This is a genomic window from Exiguobacterium sp. s146, assembly GCF_018618415.1.
Lineage (GTDB): Bacteria > Bacillota > Bacilli > Exiguobacteriales > Exiguobacteriaceae > Exiguobacterium.
The window spans coordinates 96,331-119,134 of sequence record NZ_JACSMA010000002.1; the positions used below are offsets into that span (position 1 = coordinate 96,331).

Sequence of the window (22,804 nt, forward strand, 5' to 3'; positions counted from 1 at the left end):
CAGCCAAACAAAGGGGGAACTCATATGATTTCATTGGTAGATACGTACGAACGGTTGATCGCAACAGGGGAAGCGACACGTTACGCCACTACACACTCAACCATATCCAGCATTCTACAGGCATCGGCTTGCCCGGTCTCACATAACGAACTCGTCGCGGCGGTTTCAGGACATGCCGGAAATCCGTATACGCCGGATCAACTCGTCGACTCGGTCATCGAACATGAGATGAAAGGCGCGATGGCGGTCCTCGTCATCGCCGGCTATCCGATTCAAACGCCACTCACCAAGGCCGTCGTCTTATCGGCGTTCGCCCGGACGAACCGGATGAATATCGAGAAGCTGAAAGAACTCGGTCATGCCGACCTGCTCGTACGCATCCAGTCGGCCGAACGGTCATGGAAACGAACGTATACCCACTTATATCGTTCGGCACCGAGCCAGCTCTGTGATCAACTCGACTCCCTGCTCGGCGGTTGTGCCGTCCATCGTGTGCTCGAAGCCATCGATTTCGATCCGAACGTAAAAACGGCATAAAAAAGAAGCGGTCCCCGGGCCGCTTCTTTTTTATGCCGTTCTTTAACCTTCTGTCACTTCGACCGCTTCCGGTTCGAACAACGTGACGTTCCGTGCTGGTGAGAACGTTGAAATCGCATGTTTATAAATCAACTGTTGGCGCCCTTCCGATTCGACGATGACCGTGAAGTTGTCAAACGATTTGATGACTCCCCGAATTTGAAATCCGCTGACTAAAAACACGGTCGTCGGCACCATTTCTTTACGTAATTGATTCAAAAAATGGTCTTGGATGTTATAGCTAGCCTTCATGTTGCATTCCCCCTAGTCTATGTCTCTTTGAAATAATCGGAATTTTCGAAAAAACTCCTCAACTTCATCATAAATATTTTGATACGATAGTTCAAATGATTTTCGTCCCATCTCGACCCAAATTCCATTAAATTGATGACGGAACCATGTCAATTGCCGTTTGGCGAACTTACGCGTGTGCTGTTTGAGCGTCTCGGTCATCTGTTCCCGTGTCATCAATCCATCAAGATACGGAACGACCTCTTTGTAACCGATGGCCCGCATCGCTTGCGTGTCCCGATACCCGGCCGCGAGCAAGCGCTCGACTTCCTCGATGAGACCCGCTTTGAGCATCAGGTCGACTCGATCGTTGATGCGCGCATAGAGCACGTCCCGGTCCGCATGCAAGACGAACAATTGATAGGCGTAATGCTCGGACGGGAGGCTATCCATCGCCTGGGCATCCCCCTGGAGCGCGACTTCAAGGGCCCGGATGACACGGCGGACGTTATTTGGATGAATGCTCTCGGCCCGTTTTGGGTCGAGTGCCTGCAAGCGCGCATGTAACGCTTCCGGTCCATCCGTCTCCGCCTCTAATTCCAGCGCCTCCCGTAATTCGTGATTGACCGGCCGCTCCGTGAACTCGTAATCATATAGAATCGCACGGATGTAGAGACCCGTCCCGCCGACCAGAATCGGCAATTTGCCGCGCGCATAAATGTCATCGATCGCCGCTCGGGCCAACGTCTGGAATGTGGCGACGCTCATCGCCTCATCCGGATCACATATATCAATCAAATGGTGTGGAATCCCTTCCGCCTCTTCGACCGTCACTTTCGCCGACCCGATATCCATGCCGCGATACACTTGGACCGAATCGCCCGATACGATTTCGCCGTTGAACGCTTTGGCGAGCTCAATCCCTGTCTTCGTCTTCCCGACTGCCGTCGGTCCGACGAGGACAATGACTGGTGTCTTTTCCATCCTTGTCACTCCTCAAACGAAAGACCGTCCCTGAAAGGAAACGGTCCGTCAAATTCTTCTTTTAATTGTATCATCAAACACGACCGCAAACAGCATCCATCCGCATAATAATAGTCCCATCAGCAAAATTAAGCCGTCACTCATCCGAGGTCGCCTCCTTTTATGTACTTCATTCCCACTTTTCACATTTTAGACACAAATGAATGCGTAAAAAAACGACGCTCCCTGAGGAGCATCGTTCATTGTGTCACTTCTACTAAATGGCGCTGGTGCCACATTGTCAATCCAAAATAAAGAATCGCGGTTCCGCTCGCGGCCCACCACATGACGTTATAGAGCGGCGTCATCAAGTTGGCAAGACCGAACAGTGCCGGAATGATCAACGTCAACCAGGCGAGCACGAAGGCGACCCGGGCTGTCAACCCGTCAATCTGGCGTCCTAGACCCATTCCCATAAAGAACAGTCCCCATAAGAACGACCAGAACAACCAGGTGACCGCGCCCATCATATCGCCCGTCGTGAATGCGATCACCGCATAAAAGACGGCTGAAATCGATACGAAGAGCGAGAACCATCCGACGCCACGGCCGTCCAAATTGAATAAAAACGTCACGCCGACGTACAAATAGGTGAACGCGAACAAGTAGATGCTGGCATAGCCGAACATCTCCGCCGAACTCGCCTCGACGACGAGCCACGTCGCGATGAACGTCTGCAACAGTCCAGTCAAGAGACTAAACACACCCGCACTCTTGACGTCTACTTTTCCAAACAAAACGAGGCTGTTGATGAACAGTGCCACGCCTCCAAATAATAAACTGATATTTCCCACACTCATTGCTCCTTCGTACAGATGTCTGACGTCTAATTTTATCTACGTCCACTGTAACGTGAATTCGCTTTCAGTGCAAGTGGAGAAATGGGTGTTCACGGACTCGACAAACGTCACTCGTTTTCGAGCGTCGCAATCGCCTCATCGATGCGTTCCTGTTCGTCTTCGGTGAACGTCGGAAACTGCGGATCGATGTCTTCTAACACATCAATCATGACCGTCGAGACGATATAACGGGCGTACCAGTCATCATCTGCCGGAAGCACATACCACGGGGAGCGTTCGGTCGCCGTGTTCGATAACATCTCCTCAAAGATGGCTTGATAATCGTCCCAATGCTTACGTTCCTCGACGTCGCTGAACGAGAACTCCCAATTCTTGCTCGGATCCTTCAGTCGCTCGAGCAAGCGGTCCCGCTGCACTTCCTTCGATACATTAAAGAAGAACTTGATGACCGCGAACCCGTTCTCATGCAAATATTGCTCATAATCGTTAATTTGACGATACCGCACGTTCCAAACCGATTCTTTGTCTTCGTCGTCTGGGATGACCTCTTCTCCGAGCAGGTCATGGACACGAGGGGCAATCACTTCCTCGTAATGGGAACGGTTCAAAATCCCGACCTGTCCGCGTTCCGGCATCAGGTCATGCATCCGCCAGAGATAATCATGCTTCTTCTCCGTATCCGACGGTTTTTGGAACGCGTTCGTCTTCAATCCTTGCGCGTTCAGATTTGAAAAGATATAACTGATCGCCTCATCCTTGCCACCCGCATCGAGCGCCTGTAAGACGACGACGACACCTTTTTTGGCCTCGGCATATAGTTTCCAATGCAATTCCTTCAATCTTTCGACGCTCTCTGGAATCAGTTCGTTTTGTAACGTATCATCTGATGGCCGGTCCTTGATCGTGGTCGGGTAATCGCTTAAGCGAATCCCATTTTTATGGTCAATGCGAAACGATTGAATGTTCATATGTCCTCCTTGATTACGACAAATTTATACGTACTATCCGTATTTACCCTATTCCTACAAAAAGTAGCGACAAAAAATCCTTTCCGCCGAAACGGAAAGGATCTTTGAATGGGCTCGGCTTAGTAGATTCCGACCGCGTCGAACGATTTCGCCGCCGCGACCGCTTGTGTACTCGTTGAACCGTACAAGTCTTTAGCTGACTGTACGACTGCTTGACGTAGGCTCGAGAAGTTCGATGTCGGTGTCAAGTAGACGGTGAGTGCACGGTAGTATACATCGCCCATTTGCTTGACGCCGATGCCTTGAACCGATACACCGTAGTGTGAGCCACCGCTCGCGAACAAGTAGGCCGCCTTGTTGACGATACCTGAGTTGATATGGACGCCACCGTTGTCTTGCGTCCCTGTGTAGCGGACCGAGTAGTGGTCCGGGTCACCGTTGGCCGCTGGGTTCGACATCGAACGGAGACCGTCCCCGGCGATCCCCGGCGTATAGATGTCTTCCCCGACCAACCAGTCGAAGTTCGAGCCAACGCTGTACTCCGCGACCGTACCGAAGATATCAGAGATCGCCTCGTTGATGGCTCCTGATTCGTTCTGATAGATCAAACCGGCCGTATACTCTGTGACCGCGTGTGACAATTCGTGAGCTACGACGTCAAGTGCGCCCGAGAGGTATGTGAACGTTCGGCCGTCACCGTCACCGTACACCATCTTGCTGCCATCCCAGAACGCGTTGTTGTAACTGCGGCTATAGTGGACCGTTGAGTTAAGGGCCGCGCCGTTGTTATCGTAACTGTTGCGTCCATAAGTATTCTTGAAGAAGTCATATGTCTTCGTCGCGTTGACATGGGCGCTGACCGCTGCCCGGTCATACGTCGTGTTCAAGACGTTATCGACATCGGCCCAAAGTGATCCTGGAAGCGTCGTCCGGTTTTTCGCATCATACGTATAGATGCCTTTACCGCGTGTCAAGTCCTGGAGATAGTAATATGAACCGCTCTTCGTCGTCTTGAACGTTTGGCTCTGACCAAGGACGTCGATTCCCGTACCCGTATACGTCGTTCCCGTCACGCCATTCGCCGGTTTGGCGTGCGACAATTGGTTGTATTTGTTCAATACTTTTCCACTTGCCGCATCGATGAAGTACGTCCAGCGTGACGGCTCATCCGCATCAAGGATTGTCCCGGTCACTTCATACGCGTAGACTGCTTCTTCCCCGTTCGGATAGACGACGAGTTCAGCTGCTGGCTCAAGCTCATATGCGCCTTTATGGCCGACAAGCTCTTTATAACGAGCGACCGCTTTTGGTTCATTCAGTTTGATCGACTTATGTAATCCTTTGAGTTGTTTCGTGTCATCGACGACCGTCTTCAATTGACCGTCGTTATCGACGACACCGACGACGATTCCGCCGAAGACCGGTACACCGTCAACCGTCTGTTGCAATTTGACGACTTGTCCGACTTTGTCACGTTTCGATTCGAGTGTTTTGAATTCACCTTTCGCTTTCGCATACTCTTTGACGATTGTCGTCGGAGCCTCGTTCGATGGTTTCGTCAACGTGCCCGATTTGAGCTCCGCCGCGCCGACCAGTTGCGGCACGAGCAAGACGCCGGCGATGAGTGATGTAGATAAAACTTTTTTCATATGTGTTTCCCTCCTTATGTGGTGTCTCCTACTTTACATAGTTTCCCACAGTTAATGAATCCAACTATCTAATTATTTTGACAATTCAAATTATTAAGACATTTGTCCTACTGACGTGACTCCGTTAGTCATTTCAACCATGAAAAAAAAGCGTCACCGTGGAAGGTGACGCCAGTCCTCAATACACATCTTTTTGTGTGAAATGGTAAAACGCATAGGCGAGAGCCGCCATCGACCAGACGAATATGACGATGAGCGAGAACGGTAACGTCATCCCTTCAATCGGTGGGGCTTGCCCCTCGAGATAGGTATGAAGACCGAAGTTGACGTTCACCAAATATTTCGAGCTGTCCCAGTTCGACCCGAGCGACGTGAGGAGCGGTCCTGAAATCAGGACGGCCATCATAATCCCGATTCCGGTCGCGGTATTTTTGACGATGACGGAAATCATGAGGGCGATCGTCCCAACGGCCGCGACGACGAACCAAGATAAGCCGACCGACATGAGCAAATATTGCCACATCGGTAACGTATGGACAAAGTCGGTCGAGAACGTCCCTGTCGCCGAGGCTTGGAATCCTGTCAAAATCGGGGCGGTCCAACCGTCCCAACCGAGCACGATGCCGGAGATGGCATAGCTGACGAGTGCCGTGATGAAGATAAGAATCGACGTATATAGGAGCGTCGTCATCCATTTGGCCAACAAAATCTTGAAGCGTCGGACCGGACGGGACAACAACGTCTTAATGGTGCCGTCATTATGCTCACCGCTGACGATGTCCGCCATCAGCACGATGATAAAGAGCGGCAGCACGAGCGTCGTCCCTTGCGAGAAGAAGACACGCATGAACGTCGGGGCCCCAGGGTAGTTCGGGTTAATATCATTATCTAAGTAGTATTGATTTTGTTGCACCTGGAACTCCAGGATTTGACGGAACTCGTCCTGAACGTTCGCCGAGGCGAGCCGGTTTTGCGTATCGACGATTTCTTGCTGCAAGTCGACACGCCAGTCGATCGTCCCTTGTTCTTCTCGTTGCTTCTCGATTTGCCGGTAGTTGGCATACGTGAACATCGAAACGAGCACGATCAGAATAATCGACACGACGAGCAGACGACGCTTTTTATGAATCTTTAAGACTTCGTTCCGAATCAGGCCAAGGATTGACGGATTAGACAATATGGTCACCCCCGGTCAATGAGATAAACAATTCTTCGAGCGTCTGGACACGTCGTTCGATTCCGTAGACATCGACGCCGCGATCGAGTAAGTAGCGATTCAATCGGGCCGTATCGTCTAAGTTCATCGACACCCGAATCGTCCGTTCGTCGACGACGTCAGCATGATCGATCGATTCGAAGCCACGGATAATCGGCAACACTTCAAAACTGTCGGCCACATGGACATCGACCGTCGACGCCAATTCATGAATCAACTCCTCGACCGTCCCGACTTTGACGATTTTCCCGCGCGACATGATGGCGACGCGGTCCGCAAGTAGCTCAATCTCGGCCAAGATGTGGCTCGAGACGAGGACGCTCAGACCTGTCTCTTCGACGAGACGGCGGATGAAGAGACGCAGGTCACGAATCCCCATCGGGTCGAGCCCGTTCGTCGGTTCATCGAGAATCAAGACACGCGGATTGTTGAGCATGGCTTGGGCGATGCCGAGCCGTTGCCGCATCCCGAGCGAGTACGTCTTCACTTTGTCATCGATTCGCGCCGTCAAATCGACGAGATCGATGACTTCTTGAATGCGGGCCTCGTCGACACCGGGCAACATCCGGGCGAACGCGTTCAAGTTCTCACGCCCGCTCATGAACTTGTACAGTTCAGGATTCTCAACGATGGCACCGATTTGATTCATCGCCTGAACGAATTGTCGTTCGACGCTGAACCCACAAATCGAGACGGTCCCGTTCGTCGGCTTAATCAACCCGACGATCATCCGGATCGTAGTCGTCTTTCCGGCTCCGTTCGGACCTAAAAAGCCGAACACTTCCCCAGGGAACACATCGAACGAGATGTCATCGATGATCGTTTTCTTACCGATTACTTTTGTCAAATGGTCTATTTTCAATGTTGGTTGCATCATCTCACCTCTCCTACATTCTATCGGACTCGTCCGCATCTGTCCTATTCGAACATTCACATAGGGCAGGTTCAAACTTATTTGATATGATAGTTCTATAGAAAGTGAGGTCATCACATGAAAAATGGGAAATGGTATACGTTTTTAATCGGGTCTGTCTTATTGACGGGCATCGCTTTATACGGGTTATGGATCGGTTATCAAGATATCGTTAATCCACCGGAACGGACACTCTCGGTCAGCGAAGACGCGAGACCCGAACCCGTCGGTGACGTATACGTCGCACTCGGAGATTCATTGACACGCGGCGTCGGTTCAACTTCTGGGGCCGGATACGTCCAACCGGTCGGCGCAGCGCTCGAGGAAGATGACATCCGCACGCAGAACCTGGCCGTCTCCGGTGCCCGGACGGAAGACTTATTGGCACAGCTCGAACAACCCGAAGTGAGACGCACGATTGAGAACGCCCGCTATATCACGCTCACGATTGGCGGCAACGACTTGTTCAACCGCGGCGAGAACGTCGACAACTTCGAATCGGTCGATATCGAACAAGTCGTGACCGATGCGAAGACGAACTTGAATGACATTTTCGAACAAGTTCGCGGATTGAACGATACGGCGCAAATCGTCTATATCGCGCTCTATAACCCGTTCCAAGAGAACGAGAACGGCGAGGCGTTCAATCAATTGATTCTCGATTGGAACGCTTCGGCAGCCACGTTCGGTAACGCGCAACGCATCGATGTGATCGACCCGTTCGCTTACGTCTCGGACGTCAGACGCGACCTGGCGACCGACCAGTTCCATCCGAGCGACCGCACGTATGAGAAGTTAGCCGAGGACGTTTTGTTCATCCTCGAATAAGCAACATGGCCTGATCATCGCGATCAGGCCATTTTTCATCGTTCATATTTGACGAGCCAGCTCTCTCCATTACGCTCCATCGTCGTCCCGAACCAACCTGCCTTCAATAAGGCGACTTGTTGCTCGGTCTCGCCCATATCAAGCCACTTCGTTTCACCGTGCGGTCGCCAGTCGCTGTGCAGTTCCTTCATAAAAATGTAGCGCAACTTGCCGCCATATTTCGGTTTAAGGGCACCGATGCGAAGGCCGAGGGCGAACTTGTCCTTCAGACTCGGGATATTGAAAGGTGCCACGGTCGCACAGACGAGATCGAACCGACTCCCATGTTCAAGCTCTTTCATGAGGAGCTTGCCGAGATGCTGTTGCAGGCCGTAACCGCGATAGTCCGGATGGACGTTCGTCACTTCTTGATACAAGATGCGGTCGAGCGCATCAGACGGATAACCGATATCGTATCCTAGATGCTCCTCGTCGAGCGGCGGGATGAGCAGTGCACGGAACGCGATTAACGTCCCTTCATGAAACGCTCCAATCAAGGTGCGGTCGGTCAACAGCTTCACGAACTCCTCGGTCGTGAGCGATTGATACTGACTCCCTTCCGTCAACGTGTCCATGACGGCCTGTTGCACCGCCTCGATCTGTTCGAGCTCTGTCATCGTCAAATAGTTGACCTCGATGTCGAGGCCGTTACACTCACCGTGCCACATGGTCGGACCCTCCGACGACATACGTCGCCGTCGTCAGACGTGACAGAACGGCCTCATCGACGTCGACACCGAGACCGGCTCCATCGGACAGGCGGATGAACGGCAAGTCATACACCAAGTTGCCGATGTCTTCAGCGAACCGAAGCGGCCCTGTCAATTCGACCGATTGGACGATTTTACTCGAGAAGGCGACATGGAAGCCTGCGCTCGAGGCGACCGACGATTCGACCATCGACCCGATTTGACACTCGATGCCCGACATTTCGGCCATGTGGACGAGCTTTTTCGCCGGGTAGATGCCGCCGCACTTCATCAATTTGATATTCACTTTGTGGGCGGCCTGCATCATCGTCAACCGACGCATCTCAGGGATGCCGCGTACGCCCTCGTCTATCATGAGCGGCACCGAAATCTTCCCTTTCACTTCGACCATGCCTTCAAAGTCGTCGGCCTTGACCGGCTGTTCGACCCAATCGATTTGGAACGGTTCAAGTTGCTTCATCGCTTGCAGTGTCTTAGCGGCATTGACCCAGCCCTGATTGACGTCGACCCGAATCGGCACATCCGGACCAACGGCACGCCGAACCGCCTCGACACGGCGTACGTCCGAGGCGACATCGACTCCGACTTTCATCTTGACGGCCGTGTACCCTTGCTCGATCTGTTCGCGGGCCTCGGCCGCCATCGCCTCCGGCTCCCCGATACTGAGGACGTGTGTGACCGGGAAGGCGTCGTGATACCGGCCGCCGAGCAAATCATACACCGGAAGCCCGAGCTTTTTCCCGACGACGTCATGACAGGCGATATCGAGCGCCGCTTTCGCCGCCGGCACGTCACGGATTGCCCGGTCCATCACGTCGTGAATCCGTTCCATCTGCATCGGGTTTTCGCCGATCAAGAGCGGGCCGAGCACATGTCGAATCACACTGATTGTACTATCAAGCGATTCGCCCGTGACGTGTTCATCGGCGACGGCCTCGCCATAGCCGACATGACCACATTCGGTCGTCAATTTCACGATCACTGACGGCATGTCGTCATAACGATGGTAACTGACGATAAATGGGACCTTTAACGGCAGTCGAATCGCAAACAGTTCAATCTTCTCTATTCTCATATCCATTCTCCTTTACTTTTTCTAAGTCATTAGTTATATTGTCGTTAAATAGTCGTTAAATTGCAAGGAGGAGTTCTCATGTCCATCCATATCGCCATCGTCGGTTCGCACGAGTTCGTAGCGATGATTCGCTCGCTCGGTTCACCTGAGGATGTCCGATTCGCCTATCATCCGTATGAGCATCCGCACGAGGCCGCGACCATCGCCCAAACGCTCGGCTCGTTCGATGGTGTCTTTTTTTCCGGTTCGTTCCCGTTCACCTATGCGACCCCTCATCTCAACCACGTGGCGGCGCATCACGTCGTCCAAGACGAAACTGTCCTCTTGACGACGCTGCTCTATGCGACGCTCACCCACTCCGTGTCGCTCGATCAAGTATCCATCGATTTGGTCGACCCGGAACGGCTGACGTCGATTCTCGACTCGTTCCCGAACGAACAGGGCCCCCCCGCCGTGATGCGAATCCATCCCGAGCTCGCCTTCGAGGACGTCACTGCTTTTCATACCAGCCATCAAGCCGGACATGCGAAATTGGCCATCACGAGCATCGAGCGCGTGCATCATGAGCTCGTTCGTGCCGGGTTCAACAGTCAACTGATGATTGAGCCGACAACGACCGTCAAGCGACATCTCGACCAGTTGATTCAACAAGTGCGGCAACAGTTGGCCGATGCCGCCCAATTCGCCATCATCCGCTATGAAACGGACGATCCGACGCTGCTTGACCATCTTGCCTCGGTCCGGTATTTGGGTGGACATCTCGCATCGACGCAGGAGCGACACATCACGATCTTGACGACCAAAGGTGAAGTGAGGAACGCGTTCGATGAAGATACGCTCGCACCGAACGGGTCATACCGCATCGGAATCGGCTACGGGCCGGACTATCAACTAGCGGACGAACATGCCGACATCGCCTTGTCTGCCGCGAGTGACGAACGCATCCGCATCGTCGATGATTCGAAACGATTATCGTTCCCGACCCGTGACGCGCAGATCCCGTACCGGGTGACGGAACAACTCGCCTTCGACTTCATCAAACAAGCCGGGGTCAGCCCGGTCAATATCGGGAAGATTTTAAAGTTCGCCAAACGCAAGCACGAATTCACGGCAAAAGAGTTGACCGACTATCTCGACGTGACGCGACGGACGACGGAACGGCTCATCAAAAAACTTCATGACGCCGGCATCGTCGATGTGATCGGCGAAGAGATGAGTTATGGTCAAGGCCGGCCCCGTGCCGTCTATAAATTCAATTTCCCGACCTCATGAGGCCGGGAAATTTTTTATTGCGCAGCTTGCTGTTCAATCGGTGGTTCTGCACTCAACACAGCAATCCGCTCAATCGTGAACCCTGTGAACGCATAGATGATTGAAATGACAGGCACGATAAAGTTGAGAATGGCGTATGGCGCGTACTCGAACGCCCCGACGCCGAGCGTCCCGAGAATGAACACACCGCACGTATTCCATGGGATGAAGACCGACGTGAGCGTGCCGCCGTCTTCGAGTGCCCGTGACAAGTTCTTCGAATGCAGCCCCATCTTCTCATAGGCACTGGCGAACATGCGCGACGGCACGACGATCGAGATGTATTGCTCGGAACATGATGCGTTCGTCGCGAACGCCGCTAAAATCGTCGAAGCGACCATCGATCCGGCCGTTTTCGCCAGCTTGACGATTTGATTCATGATGGACTGGAGCATGCCCGAGTATTCTAAAATCCCCCCGAACGTCATCGCGACAATCGTCATCGATACGGTATACATCATCGCATCGAGACCGCCCCGGCTGAACAAGTTATCGACCAGTTCATTGCCGGTATCGATCACATATCCACTTTGAAGCGCCCCGACACTGTCCGAAAGCGATCCACTTTGCACGACGACTTGCGCCAAAAAGCCAAGAGCGATGCCGACGACGAGCGCTGGTATGGCCGGTACTTTTTTCGCGACGAGCGCGATGACGGCGAGTGGGATCATGAGCAACCACGGTGAGATGACAAAGCTATCTTTTAAAATAGCGAGCGTCTGCACGATTTCCGACGAATCCGTCGTCGTCTCACTGAACCGGCGACCGAGCCACCAATACGCGCCAAGGGCGATCATCAGGCCCGGAATGGTCGTATACAGCATGTGACGGATATGTACGAATAAATCGGTATATGTCAAACCGGCCGCCAAGTTCGTCGTATCCGACAACGGCGACATCTTGTCCCCAAAATAGGCGCCTGAAATGACGGCTCCGGCGACCATCGGTGCTGGTATCCCCATACTGAGCCCGATGCCCATCCCGGCGACGCCGATTGTTCCCATCGTCGACCACGAGCTGCCGATTGATAAAGCGACGACCGCACAGATGATACAAATCGTGACGAGGAAATAGGCCGGTGAGATAATCGTCAGCCCATAATAAATCATCGTCGCGACGACGCCTCCCCCAATCCACGCCCCAATCGTCAAACCGACCAAGATGATGATGACGACCGCCGGCAAGGCAAGTCGGATCCCTTTATACATCATCTCTTCAATCTCTTTCCACTTATACCCGTGTCGCCAAGCGACGAGTGCCGCCACCGCCGTCCCGATGATGAGCGGGATGTGTGGCCCTTGTTTTAATTGGACGATGGCCACGAGCATGACCCCGATCATGACAAGTAACGGCAGTATCGCCCAACGAAGCTTCATGTCTACCTTGTTCCCCTGTTGTTCCATGTGTCTTCCTCCCCGATAGCGAAAGATTCTGAATTGTCGTTATATTGTCGCTAATAAGATGATGATAACGCTTACATGAAAAGATGGCAATAAAAAAATGAACGGAAGCGAATTCGCCTCGTTCATTTCGTCGTTCATGTCGTATGGACGGCCCGTCGCAACGTATCGGCGAGCAGACCGGCCGCTTCCGGCAGAACGCCGCGATCGAATGTCATCTGTGGATGATGGAGCCCGGGTGTCAGGTTGGCGCCGATGCCAATCATCGTCGCATCGAGTCCCGGCTGTTCGACGGTGTAGAAATGAAAATCGTCGCTACCTGACGTGATAATGCGGTCGACGAGCGCATCGGCCCCGAACCGCTCGCTAATTGCTTCGGCCGCATGACGGCTCGAACGTTCTCCAATCAGAGCGCCCGGTGTGAAATCTTGCCATTCCCAGTCGATCGTCACCCCATGCAAAATTGCAATCTGGTGCAACATCGTCTCGACCCGGTCGCGCAACTCGAGCAGTTCCTTGTTCTGTTGGGCCCGGACATCGATCGAGAATGTCGCGTTGCCGGGAATGATATTCAAATTGTCACTTCCCGCCTGCACGCCCGTCAATTTAATCGAATGCGGTTCGAACGGCGACAAATAGATGCTTTTAAGCATCTGTTGAATCGTGAAGATGACGTCTAACGCGTTCTGGCCTTGGTGCGGCCGCGCGCCGTGGGCGTCGGCCCCGCTGATGTTGCCTTTCAAGAAGAACGCGGCCCCATGTTGAATCGCAGCCGCATATTGACCGCGTTTCAGTTCTTCGAGCGGACGCAAATGGATGCCGTACAGCTGACTGACATCTTTTAACGCCCCGTGTCGAATCATTGCGAGCGACCCGTTGCCTTGTTCTTCCGCCGGTTGGAAAATAAACCGGACCCGTTTCGGCAGGTGTTTGTGCCGCAACGCATCGAGTGCGCCGAGCACCATGCTCATATTGGCATCGTGGCCGCACGAATGGTTGGCTTGGAACGTCCCGTCGACTTGTTGCCATAAGGCGTCGATATCGGCCCGGACCGCGATGACGTCGTCTCCTTCCCCAATTTCGGCGATGACACCGGTGACGTCGGTAAACGTCTCGTGACGGACTTGCCATGACGTCAAGATGTCGGCGATCGTCTTCGTCGTCTCAATTTCTTTCCAACTCACTTCCGGATGGGCATGAAAATGCTCAAACCAGTTCAATACGTTCGTCATCATCGATCCCCCATATGTACTTATATTTTTTTGACCCCTTTAATCAATACCCATTGCAACGGCAACCGGGCCCACGTCACCCATTTCGGGAGCGGCATCTTGCCGAGTTTTGATGGCTTGAGCGCCATATTGATGTTGGCCGGAAAGACGGCAATCAAAAATGCCGGTAACGTGCGCTTCACGAACCCCGTCCCTTTATTCGTGAGCAGCAGCGCGCCATAGATGACTTCGATGACACCGCTCGCTTGAACTATGAACCGTTTGAACGGCCATGATTTTGGAATGATCGACATGAACGCCCGTTCTTGAACGAAGTGCATGATGCCGGCCCCTAAAAATAAAACCCCATACAGTGTGCGAATCAATGGAATCCCCTCCTTTTTTCTAAGCATAACAAAAAAAGATGGGCTGTGTGCCCATCTTTACAATGCATCCCCATTCGCATTTTGAATCTCGACATCGACCGTCTCGGTCTTGCCGTCACGAACGTATTCGATTGTGACCGTTCCGTCCGTATCGCGAATCAGTTCACTCCGAAGGTCGATGAACGACGAGACGGCTTGATCGTTAATTTTCACGATGACGTCGCGCGCTTCAAGTCCGGCCCGTGCGGCCGAGCTGTTCGCCTGCACTTCGACGATAATCGTGCCGGCCGTCACCGACTCCGGCAGATTGATTTGCTCGGTCAAGTACCCGGGTGGGAACTCAGACACGTCTCGGAGCGACACGCCGAGCGACGGATGGTTCACTTCACCCGTCTGTTCGATTTGATTGATGAGCGGCAAGGCGATATCGACTGGAATCGAGAAGCCGACCCCTTCCACCGAATCGGTCGCGATTTTCATCGAGTTGATCCCAACCAATTGGCCCGATTCGTTAATCAAGGCGCCACCGGAATTACCCGGGTTGATGGCAGCATCTGTCTGGATGACCTCAGCGTTGAAATCGGCTTGGCCGTTCTCATCCGTATCGACCGGCACGAAACGTGACGTCGACGAGACGACCCCGCGTGTGACCGAGTTCTCGAACTGGCCGAGCGGGTTACCGATGGCGATCACGGTCTGTCCAGGTTTTAATTCGCTCGACTTCCCAATCGTAATGACCGACGGGACTTTGTCCGCATCGACTTCGAGCACAGCCAAGTCGTACGTGGCGTCGCTGCCCATCAACTTGGCGTCCGCTGTCGACCCGTCATTGAACGTCACGGTCAGTCGGTCAGCACCGTTGACGACGTGATGGTTCGTGACGATATACGCCGAGTCCCCGTCTTTTTTGTAGATGACCCCTGAGCCGACACCGGCTTCGACCGATTCATTCGATAATCCGTTCGAAGCAAAATTGTTCACCGTCACGACGGCAGGTTGTGCGGTCGCGACAGCATCGGTGACCAAGCTGTCGGTTGTTGTCGACGTCGTCTGGACCGGTGACCCTTCCGACGTCACGTTCGTGTCTGACACGTTCGTCGGAGCTTGATCGATGAACGGGAAGGCGATGGCCCCAGTCAAGACGGCCCCGATCACCCCGCCGACGAAACCAGGGAACATCCGGCCGACGAACGAAGGTCGGGTCGGCTGTGGCTGTGTTGCGCGTGACGGTTCTTGTCGATGTTCTGACGAGCCGAGTTCGGTATCGAGCCAATCCTCGTGGCGATTCGATTCATTTGATTCTGTTGGACGATCATTGCGTTCCATGTGTAATCATCTCCTATATGATGTTTCCTCTTTGTTGTACCCTTAGTATAAGAGACGTAGTCATCGTTGTGCGAAAATAAGACATCGATTACAAGATTCTTCACAATTTGCGTCAATTGGGTCAGGCGATGACGTTTTTGAGCGTCCCAAGCCCCGTGATGCTCACTTCGACCGTGTCCCCCGATTGGAGGTAGACAGGCGGTGTCATTCCGTGGCCGACCCCGGCCGGTGTGCCGGTCGCGATGATATCACCGGCTTCCAACGTCATCCCTTTCGACAACGTCCGAATCAATTCTTCAATCGGACGAATCATGTCCGCCGTCGTGCCGTTTTGGCGTGTCTCCCCGTTCACGACGGTTTGAATCGTGAGCGGGAACGAGAGTTCATCCGGTGTGACGATATACGGTCCAAGCGGACAGAACGTGTCGAACGATTTGCCGCGGAAAAATTGGACGTGCTGTTTTTGGACGTCCCGGGCCGTAATGTCGTTTAAAATCGTATAACCGAAAATATGGGCGTCGTCGATGTCCCGACCCGATTTTCCGATGATGACGGCGAGCTCGCCTTCGTAATCGAGCTGGTCGGTCAGTTCAGGGTGACGTTCGACGACCGCCCCTGGTCCGACGACCGAGGTCGGTGCTTTTGTGAAGATGACGAGCTTACCGGCTCCCGCCGTATCCATCTCTTTCACGTGCTCCTCATAGTTCTTGCCAATACAGATGACGTTTTTGAGCGGCCGGTACGGTGCGACGAGCGTGACGTCGTGCAATGCCGTCCGTGGTGCGACGTCCAAATCGACATCCGGTTCAAATTCTCGTGCGATGACCTCTAACAGTGAAGTCGTATGTAATTGGCCACTGACGTCATAAACGAATTCCCCTTCCACGACACCGACCCTTTGCTCTCCTTCGACTTGAAAACTACACCATTTCATCAAAATTCCCCCTTTTTTGCTAGTATACAAAAAATCGGGACGCGACGGTCCCGATTACGCTTTGTTCAAAAAAATAATTCGCTGATTGCTCGAGCCCCGAAAGCGGAGCGATCGGTCCATGAGCGGTTGTTCGAAGCGTCCGTCGACGAGCACATCGGCACGATTGAGCACGCGGGTAACATGTTCATCGTCCATCGCTTGTAACTGTTCGAACGTATAGCCTGTATACACCCATACGTTTTTCTGAAGCGTCTTGCACCCGTCGACGAGCCGGGCCAGTGCTTCCGGTTGAAGGAACGGCTCTCCGCCCGAGACGGTGACGCCGTCCCAGCCGGATCGTTCGATTCTGTCGAGCAAGTCCCCGATGGCCACGTCCTCCCCCCCGCGCGGATTCCATGATTCCGGATTGTGACATCCGGGGCAACGATGAGGACATCCCGCCGTAAAGATGACCGTGCGAATGCCCGGACCATCGACGACCGATTCGTCAAGTACGGATAGGACGCGCATGATGTTTCACCCTCGCTCGTTCTTCTTCTCGTTTTGCCGAATTCCATCGGTCCATCGTACCGACCAAATAGCCGGTGATGCGTCGAATCCGTTCAATCCGTTCTTCCTCGCCACACGTCGGGCATGCCGCATCGATCGTTCCCTCGAGACCGCACGAGCCGCAACGGTCGACGGGATGATTGATCGATCCGTAGCCGATGTTTTCGGTACGCATGAGCCGGACAAGCGCTTCGACCGCTTCCGGATTATGGGCGAGCGACCCGTCGACTTCGACATAGGTAATATGCCCCGCGTCACAGAGTGCATGGTACGGCGCCTCCAGTCGAATCTTGTCACGAATCGACACCGACTGGTACACCGGCACGTGAAACGAGTTCGTGTAAAAGGCTCGGTCGGTGACACCCTCGATGATTCCGAACGCCTGCTGATCTTTCAGGACGAACTTCCCGGACAACCCTTCGGCCGGAGTGGCCAACAGCGAGAAGTTCAGATCATATCGCTCTGCCGCCTGCCTCATCCGGTCACGTAAATGCGTCACGATATCGAGCCCGAGTCGTTCCGCCTCACGTGAATCGGCATGCGTACCGCCTGTGAGCACACGCAACGCTTCGGCGAGACCGATGAACCCGACGGACAACGTCCCCTGCTTCAGTACGTCCCGCAACTCTGCTTCCGGCTGGAGCGTCTCGCTGCCCCGCCAGACGTGCTGGGCGTAAAGGAAGCGGAACTCGTCGCCATGACGCTTCGCTTGATAGTCGAATCGTTCGAGCAGTTGTTCGATGGCGACATCGACGTAGGCGTCGAGCGTCTCATAAAACGAACGGATGTCTGAAACGACAAGTGCCATCTTGACCAAGTTCAACGTTGAGAACGATAAATTGCCTCGTCCGATTGACGTCTCGGCGCCATGCCGATTCCCCATGACCCGGGTCCGACATCCCATATAGGCCACTTCCGAGGCGTGTGTCCCGTCATAATACTGCAAGTTGAACGGAGCGTCGACGAACGAAAAGTTCGGGAATAAGCGCTTGCCCGTCACGCGGCAGGCGAGACGGAACAAGTCGACGTTCGGGTCGGTCTCATGGAAATTGACGCCTTCTTTGACTTTAAAGATTTGAATCGGAAAAATCGGAGTCTCCCCGTTGCCAAGCCCCCGCTCGGTCGCGTGCAACAATTCACGGATGAAAATTCGGCCCCAGCGGCTCGTGTCGGTCCCGTAATTGATCGAGACGAACGGCACTTGGCCGCCTCCCCGTGAATGCATCGAATTGGCGTTGTGGATGAACGCCTCGCATGCTTGATACGTCGCCGTGACCGTCTCGCTCTCAGCGACTTCGTGAAGTTGCTCGGTCGACCATTCGACCGGCAGCTTTTGGAGCCGCTCGAGTTGACGTTCGTACGTCTTTTCGACGTATGGTGCTAAATCGACATCAAACATCGGAAAGGCTTGGCCCCCGTGTTGCATGTTCTGGTTCGCTTGAAGAATGATGGAAGCGAGTGCCATCGCCGAACGAATGTCTTGGGGAGGTCGAATCGTCCCATGTCCGGTATGAAATCCGTTTGTCAACAACTCGCCGAGCGGGATTTGACAACACGTCGTCGATCCCGTCACGTAATAATCGGCGTCATGGATATACAAAAAGTTGTCCGCGACGGCCTGACGTGTCCGCTCTGACAACAAGTACGAAGTTGATAGCTGTTTCGAGACTTCCGACGATAATCGTGCCAGTTTGCCGAGTGGTGATTTCCCGTCGACGTTGGCGTTCTCTTGTACGAGATCCTGGTCTGGGAGAACACAGACATCTTCATAAAGCTGGAGCATGTTCACTCCATATCACCTCACTATATATTGATACTCATCAAGTTTAAAACTCGATAATGTTCCATATATAGATTATGTCACGTTTATGCGAGGAGTTGTGAAGTCTAAATTGTGAGCGTTGGTTGTGATATAAACGCAAAAACAGCCGAGCCCTCGTCTGGACTCGACCGTTTCTACACGCGAACCGGCTTACAATTCTTTGGCCGGCTTTACGATTTTTAGTTCAACTTCTTCTGTTGCTTCTGATTCTTGAGCTTCACGCAAGCCTTTCGCGTTCAACCATGTATAAATCGCACCCATGAACAAGGCACCACCGATGATGTTACCGAACGTGGCTGGAATCAAGTTGTGGATGGCGCCGGCAAAGCTGATCGCCTCAGGGTGTGGGACGACGAGCGTGAGCGCGAACAAGACGAAGTTGGCGATGACGTGATCAAATCCTGACGCGAAGAAGACGGCGACGAGGAAAATCATCGAGAAGATTTGAGCGAACTCATTTTTCATCTGTTTTGGTAAGAAGATGGCGAGACAGACCATCCAGTTACAAAAGATGGCGCGGAAGAAAATCTCGACCGTCGTGTGATGCATCTTGCTCTCGACGACCGCGAATAGCCAGTTGTCCATACCGAGTTCTTGGATGACGCCAGTCGGCGCGAGCAACAAGGCGAACAAGATGCCACCGAGTGCGTTCCCGACGAAACAGAGCAACCAGACGAGCATCGTGTCGCTGAGCGTTGTATAGCCGCGTAACGTCGACGTCGTGAAATACATCGTGTTCCCTGTGAACAGTTCGGCTCCACCGTAGATAATCATGACGAGCGCAATCCCGAATGAAAACCCGCCGATGAGCGTCGTGAACGGTGAATCAATCAAATACATCCCATTGACGACTTTCAGTGTGAAGATTGAAGCGAATCCGATAAAGATCCCCGCAAGCATTGCCCGTAAAAAGTATTCCATTGGCCGATAATGAATCATGTGCGAAGACGCCTGAGCTTTTTTCCGTAATGATTCGAGTGCATGGATTTCCATTGATGCCATGTCACAAACCCTTCTTTCTGTTTGAATGAACCCATATAATAAGAACGAACATGTGAAATCATTAACAATATAAGCCCGAATCCAGTTAATTGCAATCGCCTTTGGCCTATGTTGACACATTTTTCACATCGTAATCGTTTACATATGTCGGATTTGTGACCAAAAAAACGACCCTTCGCAAAGGGTCGTTTGAACGCACTTATTCTTTGTCTTCGGACTTCTCTTCAGACGCTTCAGATGTTTCGTCAGCTGACTCTTCAGTCGCTTCAGTTTCACCTTCTGTCGTAGTATCTGTGTCTGCTTCGAGTTCTTCAAGCGAGACCGGCTCATTGACCGATGCGATTTGAAGCTCGCCATCCGAGACGATTTCATAATCTTTGTTCTCAGGAATGTCAGCTACCGTGATCGAGTCACCGATTCCGAGTTCAGAGACATCGAGTTCGATACGTTCCGGAATGTTAGCCGGTGTCGCCGATACCGTTACTTTATAGAGCGATTGCGCCAAGAAGCCGCCTTCTTTGACACCTTTCGCGTCGCCGACGAGTGTGACATCCGCTTCGACTTCCGTCGCTTCGTCCATCTTCACGGCCATGAACTCGACGTGCTTGTATTCGTTCGTGAACGGGTCAACTTCAGTCCCGTGAACGAGCGTGTTCACTTTCTTGCCGTCGATGTTCAACTCGATGAGCGCGTTGTCACCGTGTTCGCGAAGAATTTTGCGAAGTGCCATCTCTTCGAATGCGACCGGTGTGCTTTCGACTTTATAGCCGTAGACGACACCTAGTACTTTTCCTTCTTTACGCAAGTTTGCACGGACCGAACGTGGTCGTAATTCTCGTTTCGTTACATTAAGCTTGTCTGCCATAATCTTTTCCCCCTACTGGTTTATCGATCATGTCTACATCTTGAGGGTGAGGCAGTGAAAGAGCCACCTCTCAACCTCGATGCGTTGAGTGACATGTGTATATTGTTCCCACAGGCACCCGGACATAAACGTTACAGCCGGTTAAAAAAAGATTACAAGCGTATCACATTACCCGTTTGAACAATTTCTCCAACTCGTACGTGCTCCATTTCACCAGAATCGGACGCCCGTGCGGACATGTGTACGGGGACGTCGTCTGATTGAGGTCATGCAGCAATTGCCGCATCATCTCGTGGTTCAATGGATGATTCGCTTTAATCGAACGTTTGCATGCCATCAAAATCGAGGCGTCTTCCCGATATTTGGCGAGATTGACGGAACGGTCCCGAATCGCCATCTCAATCAAATCGCGGACGGTCCCTTCTAAATCATGCTGTGGATACCATGTCGGAATCTCCCGGACGAGAAACGAATTGCCTCCGAACGGTTCCAATTCAAGACCCGCTTCTTTTAAGAGCGGAGCGACTTCCTCGATGGCGAGCGTCTCTTCTTGCGTGAACTCGAGCGTGAGCGGGAGCAATAACAACTGATAGTCTTTGTCGGGATTCCCGAGCTGCTCATAAAACAACTCGTATTTAATCCGTTCCTGGGCCGCGTGTTGGTCGATGACATACATGCCATCGTCGGCACCACAGACGATATAGCTCGCATGCAGTTGACCGATGACATCTAGCGGCGGCAAGCGGTCGCCTTTCGTCTCGACCGTTTCCGATTCGTCAATCGAATCAATCGGGTCAGGCGCTTCATTGATGAGCGGCGTCGGCGACCACCGAGTCGGTGACGTGACGGGCTCACGTGGAATCGGATAGTTCCACGTCGGCGGTTCTTCCGGGACCGGTGTCCGTTCGACCGTGAAATCAAGCCGCTCTTGTTCGGTACGGTGCTCAGGTCGTTCCTTCGGTTTGACCGTCGGAATCAACCGTTGTTCCCGGAGCGTCAGCTGGACCGTCTCGCGAATCAACTGGCACAGCTCTTTCTCTTTCGAAAGCCGGACTTCCCGTTTCGTCGGATGGACGTTGACGTCAATCAGCATCGGGTCCATGTTCACTTCGAGGACGGCGATCGGATAACGGCCAATCGGGAGCAGCGTATGGTAGCCCTCGAGCACACTTTGGGTCAAGGCAAAATTTTTGATGCTCCGTCCGTTCAAGATGAGCGTCACGTACTGCTTGTTCGACCGCGTCACTTCCGGTCGGACGAGATGGGCGCTCAAGCTATAGTCGTTCGTCTTGCTCGATGCCGTGACGATTTGTGCCGCGACTTGACGCCCATAAATGGCGAGCATGACTTGCTTGATGTCGCCGTTCCCGCTCGTCCGCAACAGTTCCTTGTCTTCATGGAACGCCGTGAGACGAACTTCTGGGTGGGATAAGGCGATTCGGTTCAGCGTATCAGTGATGCTCGCGAGCTCGGTCGCCGACGTCTTCAAATATTTGAGCCGGGCCGGCGTATTGTAAAACAATTGGCTGACCGCAATCTCGGTCCCGACGTTCGCGGCGGCCGGTGTCTGTGCCGTGACGACACCACCTTGCAGCGTCATCTCAAAGCCGTCTTCCTCGGTTCGGCGCGACTTCAGCGTCACATGGCTGACCGAGGCGATGGAGGCAAGGGCCTCCCCACGGAAACCGAGCGTGCGAATCCGAAACAAATCATGCTCGTCCCGGATTTTGCTCGTCGCGTGGCGCAAAAAAGCGCGCGGGGCGTCCTCTTCATAAAATCCGTGCCCGTTATCACGAACTTTGATGAGGCGAATGCCCGCCTCCTCCAAATCGACCTCGATTTTCGTGGCACCGGCATCAATCGCGTTCTCGACAAGCTCTTTCACGACCGAGGCCGGGCGTTCGACGACTTCACCGGCCGCAATTCGGTTGGCCAGCTGTTCCGGTAACTCTTGAATGATTCCCATCGAC

General features: G+C 53.2%; 22 protein-coding genes. 3 read left to right on the forward strand and 19 right to left on the reverse strand.

The window, feature by feature from the left end; all coding sequences use genetic code 11:
* The first annotated feature begins 24 nt into the window (after positions 1-24).
* Positions 25-537, forward strand: a complete 513-nt coding sequence (locus tag KNP83_RS07085; RefSeq protein ID WP_214761868.1) for a hypothetical protein — start codon at positions 25-27, stop codon at positions 535-537.
* A gap of 42 nt (positions 538-579) precedes the next feature.
* Here the strand turns inward: KNP83_RS07085 and hfq are convergent, their stop codons facing one another.
* The 7 genes from hfq to KNP83_RS07120 all read right to left on the reverse strand — a co-directional run bounded on the left by hfq (position 580) and on the right by KNP83_RS07120 (position 7,337).
* Entirely contained in the window at positions 580-828 is a 249-nt protein-coding gene (hfq, locus tag KNP83_RS07090) for an RNA chaperone Hfq (RefSeq protein ID WP_021067304.1), read from the reverse strand.
* 12 nt (positions 829-840) lie between these two features.
* A complete protein-coding gene (gene miaA, locus KNP83_RS07095; protein ID WP_214761870.1) occupies positions 841-1,791 on the reverse strand; it encodes a tRNA (adenosine(37)-N6)-dimethylallyltransferase MiaA in 951 nt (316 codons plus the stop codon).
* 239 nt (positions 1,792-2,030) lie between these two features.
* Positions 2,031-2,624 (reverse strand): AmiS/UreI family transporter, encoded by a 594-nt coding sequence (locus tag KNP83_RS07100; protein ID WP_214761872.1) that lies wholly within the window; start codon positions 2,622-2,624, stop codon positions 2,031-2,033.
* Positions 2,625-2,737: 113 nt separating this feature from the next.
* Positions 2,738-3,598 carry a PPK2 family polyphosphate kinase gene (locus KNP83_RS07105; protein WP_214761873.1) on the reverse strand — a complete coding sequence of 287 codons (861 nt, stop codon included), beginning with the start codon at positions 3,596-3,598 and terminating at the stop codon, positions 2,738-2,740.
* Between the two features lie 119 nt (positions 3,599-3,717).
* Complete coding sequence (locus KNP83_RS07110; protein WP_214761875.1) at positions 3,718-5,247, reverse strand: M4 family metallopeptidase; 1,530 nt, start codon at positions 5,245-5,247, stop codon at positions 3,718-3,720.
* 178 nt (positions 5,248-5,425) lie between these two features.
* Entirely contained in the window at positions 5,426-6,424 is a 999-nt protein-coding gene (locus KNP83_RS07115) for an ABC transporter permease (protein WP_214761877.1), read from the reverse strand.
* Complete coding sequence (locus KNP83_RS07120) at positions 6,417-7,337, reverse strand: ABC transporter ATP-binding protein (protein WP_214762386.1); 921 nt, start codon at positions 7,335-7,337, stop codon at positions 6,417-6,419. Before KNP83_RS07120 ends, KNP83_RS07115 begins: the two co-directional genes overlap by 8 nt.
* Before the next feature lie 117 nt (positions 7,338-7,454).
* Here KNP83_RS07120 and KNP83_RS07125 point away from each other — a divergent pair, with 117 nt between their 5' ends.
* Positions 7,455-8,204 (forward strand): GDSL-type esterase/lipase family protein, encoded by a 750-nt coding sequence (locus tag KNP83_RS07125; RefSeq protein WP_214761880.1) that lies wholly within the window; start codon positions 7,455-7,457, stop codon positions 8,202-8,204.
* Positions 8,205-8,239: 35 nt separating this feature from the next.
* Here the strand turns inward: KNP83_RS07125 and KNP83_RS07130 are convergent, their stop codons facing one another.
* Positions 8,240-8,911, reverse strand: coding sequence for a hypothetical protein (locus tag KNP83_RS07130; protein ID WP_214761882.1), 672 nt, complete (start codon positions 8,909-8,911; stop codon positions 8,240-8,242).
* A complete protein-coding gene (locus KNP83_RS07135; RefSeq protein WP_214761884.1) occupies positions 8,898-10,028 on the reverse strand; it encodes a mandelate racemase/muconate lactonizing enzyme family protein in 1,131 nt (376 codons plus the stop codon). Before KNP83_RS07135 ends, KNP83_RS07130 begins: the two co-directional genes overlap by 14 nt.
* Before the next feature lie 78 nt (positions 10,029-10,106).
* Here KNP83_RS07135 and KNP83_RS07140 point away from each other — a divergent pair, with 78 nt between their 5' ends.
* Complete coding sequence (locus KNP83_RS07140; RefSeq protein ID WP_214761886.1) at positions 10,107-11,300, forward strand: HTH domain-containing protein; 1,194 nt, start codon at positions 10,107-10,109, stop codon at positions 11,298-11,300.
* 14 nt (positions 11,301-11,314) lie between these two features.
* Here the strand turns inward: KNP83_RS07140 and nhaC are convergent, their stop codons facing one another.
* From nhaC to mutL, 10 genes are all read right to left on the reverse strand, one after another.
* Positions 11,315-12,715: a Na+/H+ antiporter NhaC gene (nhaC, locus tag KNP83_RS07145; RefSeq protein WP_214762387.1), complete on the reverse strand. Its 1,401-nt coding sequence runs from the start codon at positions 12,713-12,715 to the stop codon at positions 11,315-11,317.
* 161 nt (positions 12,716-12,876) lie between these two features.
* Positions 12,877-13,974, reverse strand: a complete 1,098-nt coding sequence (locus tag KNP83_RS07150; protein WP_214761888.1) for an amidohydrolase — start codon at positions 13,972-13,974, stop codon at positions 12,877-12,879.
* A gap of 17 nt (positions 13,975-13,991) precedes the next feature.
* A complete protein-coding gene (locus KNP83_RS07155; RefSeq protein WP_214761890.1) occupies positions 13,992-14,336 on the reverse strand; it encodes a DoxX family protein in 345 nt (114 codons plus the stop codon).
* A 57-nt stretch (positions 14,337-14,393) separates the two neighbouring features.
* A complete protein-coding gene (locus KNP83_RS07160; RefSeq protein ID WP_214761891.1) occupies positions 14,394-15,662 on the reverse strand; it encodes a S1C family serine protease in 1,269 nt (422 codons plus the stop codon).
* Positions 15,663-15,783: 121 nt separating this feature from the next.
* Positions 15,784-16,596, reverse strand: coding sequence for a fumarylacetoacetate hydrolase family protein (locus tag KNP83_RS07165; RefSeq protein WP_214761894.1), 813 nt, complete (start codon positions 16,594-16,596; stop codon positions 15,784-15,786).
* 54 nt (positions 16,597-16,650) lie between these two features.
* Entirely contained in the window at positions 16,651-17,106 is a 456-nt protein-coding gene (nrdG, locus tag KNP83_RS07170; protein ID WP_214761896.1) for an anaerobic ribonucleoside-triphosphate reductase activating protein, read from the reverse strand.
* Positions 17,084-18,928: an anaerobic ribonucleoside triphosphate reductase gene (locus tag KNP83_RS07175; RefSeq protein ID WP_214761898.1), complete on the reverse strand. Its 1,845-nt coding sequence runs from the start codon at positions 18,926-18,928 to the stop codon at positions 17,084-17,086. Before KNP83_RS07175 ends, nrdG begins: the two co-directional genes overlap by 23 nt.
* Before the next feature lie 189 nt (positions 18,929-19,117).
* Positions 19,118-19,969, reverse strand: coding sequence for a formate/nitrite transporter family protein (locus KNP83_RS07180; RefSeq protein ID WP_214761900.1), 852 nt, complete (start codon positions 19,967-19,969; stop codon positions 19,118-19,120).
* Positions 19,970-20,168: 199 nt separating this feature from the next.
* Positions 20,169-20,834 carry a 50S ribosomal protein L25/general stress protein Ctc gene (locus KNP83_RS07185; protein WP_214761902.1) on the reverse strand — a complete coding sequence of 222 codons (666 nt, stop codon included), beginning with the start codon at positions 20,832-20,834 and terminating at the stop codon, positions 20,169-20,171.
* Between the two features lie 163 nt (positions 20,835-20,997).
* On the reverse strand, positions 20,998-22,800 hold the full coding sequence (gene mutL / locus KNP83_RS07190) for a DNA mismatch repair endonuclease MutL (RefSeq protein WP_214761904.1): 1,803 nt from the start codon (positions 22,798-22,800) through the stop codon (positions 20,998-21,000).
* Between the last annotated feature and the right edge of the window lie 4 nt (positions 22,801-22,804).

Coding starts and splice junctions, on each gene's coding strand:
- KNP83_RS07085 (WP_214761868.1), top strand. CDS start 25: ATGATTTCATTGGTAGATACGTACGAACGGTTGATCGCAACAGGGGAA.
- hfq (WP_021067304.1), bottom strand. CDS start 828: ATGAAGGCTAGCTATAACATCCAAGACCATTTTTTGAATCAATTACGT.
- miaA (WP_214761870.1), bottom strand. CDS start 1,791: ATGGAAAAGACACCAGTCATTGTCCTCGTCGGACCGACGGCAGTCGGG.
- KNP83_RS07105 (WP_214761873.1), bottom strand. CDS start 3,598: ATGAACATTCAATCGTTTCGCATTGACCATAAAAATGGGATTCGCTTA.
- KNP83_RS07110 (WP_214761875.1), bottom strand. CDS start 5,247: ATGAAAAAAGTTTTATCTACATCACTCATCGCCGGCGTCTTGCTCGTG.
- KNP83_RS07120 (WP_214762386.1), bottom strand. CDS start 7,337: ATGCAACCAACATTGAAAATAGACCATTTGACAAAAGTAATCGGTAAG.
- KNP83_RS07125 (WP_214761880.1), top strand. CDS start 7,455: ATGAAAAATGGGAAATGGTATACGTTTTTAATCGGGTCTGTCTTATTG.
- KNP83_RS07130 (WP_214761882.1), bottom strand. CDS start 8,911: ATGTGGCACGGTGAGTGTAACGGCCTCGACATCGAGGTCAACTATTTG.
- KNP83_RS07135 (WP_214761884.1), bottom strand. CDS start 10,028: ATGAGAATAGAGAAGATTGAACTGTTTGCGATTCGACTGCCGTTAAAG.
- KNP83_RS07140 (WP_214761886.1), top strand. CDS start 10,107: ATGTCCATCCATATCGCCATCGTCGGTTCGCACGAGTTCGTAGCGATG.
- nhaC (WP_214762387.1), bottom strand. CDS start 12,715: ATGAAGCTTCGTTGGGCGATACTGCCGTTACTTGTCATGATCGGGGTC.
- KNP83_RS07150 (WP_214761888.1), bottom strand. CDS start 13,974: ATGATGACGAACGTATTGAACTGGTTTGAGCATTTTCATGCCCATCCG.
- KNP83_RS07160 (WP_214761891.1), bottom strand. CDS start 15,662: ATGGAACGCAATGATCGTCCAACAGAATCAAATGAATCGAATCGCCAC.
- KNP83_RS07165 (WP_214761894.1), bottom strand. CDS start 16,596: ATGAAATGGTGTAGTTTTCAAGTCGAAGGAGAGCAAAGGGTCGGTGTC.
- nrdG (WP_214761896.1), bottom strand. CDS start 17,106: ATGCGCGTCCTATCCGTACTTGACGAATCGGTCGTCGATGGTCCGGGC.
- KNP83_RS07175 (WP_214761898.1), bottom strand. CDS start 18,928: ATGCTCCAGCTTTATGAAGATGTCTGTGTTCTCCCAGACCAGGATCTC.
- KNP83_RS07180 (WP_214761900.1), bottom strand. CDS start 19,969: ATGGCATCAATGGAAATCCATGCACTCGAATCATTACGGAAAAAAGCT.
- KNP83_RS07185 (WP_214761902.1), bottom strand. CDS start 20,834: ATGGCAGACAAGCTTAATGTAACGAAACGAGAATTACGACCACGTTCG.
- mutL (WP_214761904.1), bottom strand. CDS start 22,800: ATGGGAATCATTCAAGAGTTACCGGAACAGCTGGCCAACCGAATTGCG.